3 protein-coding genes are annotated in these 2,647 nt (G+C 61.8%); all 3 read right to left on the bottom strand.

From position 1 onward, the window contains the following. The coding region (eno, locus tag RMO57_RS07565; RefSeq protein WP_310385513.1) for a phosphopyruvate hydratase at positions 1–1,179 on the bottom strand (1,179 nt) is incomplete at its 3' end. Positions 1,180–1,267: 88 nt separating this feature from the next. After that, positions 1,268–2,125, bottom strand: a complete 858-nt coding sequence (gene kdsA, locus RMO57_RS07560) for a 3-deoxy-8-phosphooctulonate synthase (protein WP_310385511.1) — start codon at positions 2,123–2,125, stop codon at positions 1,268–1,270. 12 nt (positions 2,126–2,137) lie between these two features. Further along, on the bottom strand, positions 2,138–2,647 hold a 510-nt coding region (locus tag RMO57_RS07555), incomplete at its 5' end, for a glutamine amidotransferase-related protein (RefSeq protein ID WP_414896390.1).

Here is a 2,647-nt window from a genome sequence, read left to right as displayed (position 1 = left end):
GCTCAGCGATCCGGTCTTGATCTGGCCGGCGTTGGTGCCCACTGCAATATCGGCAATGGTGGAATCCTCGGTCTCGCCGGAGCGGTGGCTGATGACGGCGGTGTAGCCGGCGCGCTTGGCCATCTCGATCGCGGCGAAGGTCTCGGTCAAGGTGCCGATCTGGTTGATCTTGATCAGGATCGAGTTGGCAATGCCTTTGGCTATGCCTTCTTGCAAGATCTTGGTGTTTGTGACGAACAAGTCGTCGCCGACGATCTGCACGCTCTTGCCCAGACGATCGGTCAGCAGCTTCCAGCCGTCCCAGTCGCCTTCGGCCATGCCGTCTTCGATCGAGATGATCGGATATTTGTCGACCCAAGTGGCCAGCATATCGGTCCATTCCTGGGCCGTCAGGCTCAGGCCTTCGGCGCCCAGCACGTACTTGCCGTCTTTGTAGAACTCGCTGGCGGCGCAGTCCAGGCCGATGGCGATTTGCTCGCCCGCGGTGTAGCCGGCCTTGTCGATCGCTTCCAGAATCATCTGGATAGCGGCTTCGTGGTTTTCGACGCTGGGCGCGAAACCACCTTCGTCGCCCACTGCCGTGCTGATGCCCTTGTCGTGCAGAATTTTCTTCAGTGCGTGGAAGACTTCGGCGCCCCAGCGGATCGCTTCACGGAAGCTTGGCGCGCCGATCGGGATGATCATCAGCTCTTGCAGATCAAGGCTGTTGTTGGCATGCGCGCCGCCGTTGATGACGTTCATCATCGGCACCGGCAGTTGGCAAGCGCCCATGCCGCCGAAGTAACGGTACAGCGGCAGGCCCGACTCTTCGGCCGCAGCGCGTGCCACAGCCATCGACACGGCCAACATCGCGTTGGCGCCCAGGCGACCCTTGTTGTCGGTGCCGTCGAGGTCGATCAGGGTGCGGTCCAGAAAGGCCTGCTCGGACGCGTCCAGGCCCAACACGGCCTCGGAGATCTCCCCGTTGATGTGCTCAACGGCCTTGAGCACGCCTTTGCCGAGGTAGCGGCTCTTGTCGCCGTCGCGCAGCTCGATCGCTTCGCGCGAGCCGGTCGAGGCGCCGGACGGCACCGCCGCGCGGCCCATCACACCGGATTCCAGCAACACATCGCATTCGACGGTAGGGTTGCCGCGGCTGTCCAAGATTTCACGCCCGACGATGTCAACAATGGCACTCATTCAATGTCTCCGAAAGTTTCAAAAATATGTTCGAGCGAATCATGCCAGCAGGCAGTTACCTGCGCTGAACAAGATCACGGCGAAGCAATCAGCAGCTGAAGTCATCCTCAAGCAAGGGCTGCGCTTTGACGATGCGGTCGATCGCAACCAGCTGTTCCAACAGCGCGCGCATGTGCTTGAGCGGTACGGCATTGGGGCCGTCTGACCAAGCCTCATGCGGGCTCGGATGGGTTTCCATGAAGAGCCCGGCCACACCTGCGCCAACGCCGGCGCGGGCCAGCACGGGGACCATCTCGCGAGCGCCACCGCTGCTGGTACCCTGGCCGCCGGGCTTTTGCACCGAGTGGGTGACGTCGAATACAACCGGCGCGCCGGTCTTGCGCATTTCGGCCAGGCTGCACATATCCGCGACCAAGTTGTTATAGCCAAAGCTAACGCCGCGCTCGCAGGCCAGGAAGCTGTCCTCGGAGAGGCCGGCCTCGCGCGCAGCGTCGCGGGCTTTGTCGATGACGTTCTTCATGTCCCAAGGTGCGAGAAACTGGCCCTTCTTGATGTTGACCGGTTTGCCTGACTGGGCCACCGCCCGGATGAAGTCGGTTTGGCGGCACAGGAAGGCCGGCGTTTGCAGCACATCGACGACGCTGGCCACCTCATTCACTTGCGCCTCGTCATGCACATCGGTGAGGATGGGCAACTGCAGCTGCTTGCGCACCTCGTCCAGGATCTTCAGTCCTGCGTCGATGCCGACACCACGCTTGGTTGAGCCTGAGGAGCGATTGGCCTTGTCGAAGGAGCCCTTGTAGATGAGCGGAATGCCCAAGCCTGAGCAGGCTTCTTTGAGCCGACCCGCGACCTCGATGGACATTTCCAGCCCCTCGATCGAGCAGGTGCCGGCAATCAGGAAGAAGGGTCGGTCGATGCCGACTTCAAAACCGCAAAGCTTCATGGGTTGCTTCCTTCAAGCTAACTTGTTGTCCAAGGCCGCCTTGATGAAGGCGATGAACAGCGGATGGCCGTCCCAGGGCGTGGACTTGAATTCGGGGTGGAACTGCACACCGACATACCAGGGGTGGACCGCACGCGGCAGCTCGACCATCTCGGTCAGCTTTTCACGCTGGGTGATGGCCGAAATGACCAAGCCGGCCTCACGCAATTGGTCGAGGTAATGCTCATTCGCCTCGTAGCGATGGCGGTGCCGTTCGCTGACCACCGGGCCATAGATGTCGAAAGCCAGGGTACCCGGCGCGACATCGGAGCTCTGCGCGCCCAGGCGCATGGTGCCACCCAGATTGGACTTTTCGTCGCGCTTTTGGATGCTGCCGTCGGCGTCCTGCCATTCGTCGATCAGGGCGATCACCGGATGCGGGGTCTCGGGATCGAACTCGGTCGAGTTGGCTCCCGTGAGGCCCGCCATGTGGCGCGCGTACTCGATCGTGGCGACCTGCATGCCCAGACAAATGCCCAGGTA

The sequence above is a fragment of the Roseateles sp. genome (assembly GCF_031397715.1).
GTDB lineage: Bacteria > Pseudomonadota > Gammaproteobacteria > Burkholderiales > Burkholderiaceae_C > Paucibacter_A.
The sequence above is the reverse complement of the archived record's forward strand: the minus strand, read 5'-3'. Positions and strand labels throughout refer to the sequence as shown.

What these genes read in the sequence shown, in the direction of transcription:
- kdsA (WP_310385511.1), bottom strand. Translation starts at nt 2,125, where the DNA reads ATGAAGCTTTGCGGTTTTGAAGTCGGCATCGACCGACCCTTCTTCCTG.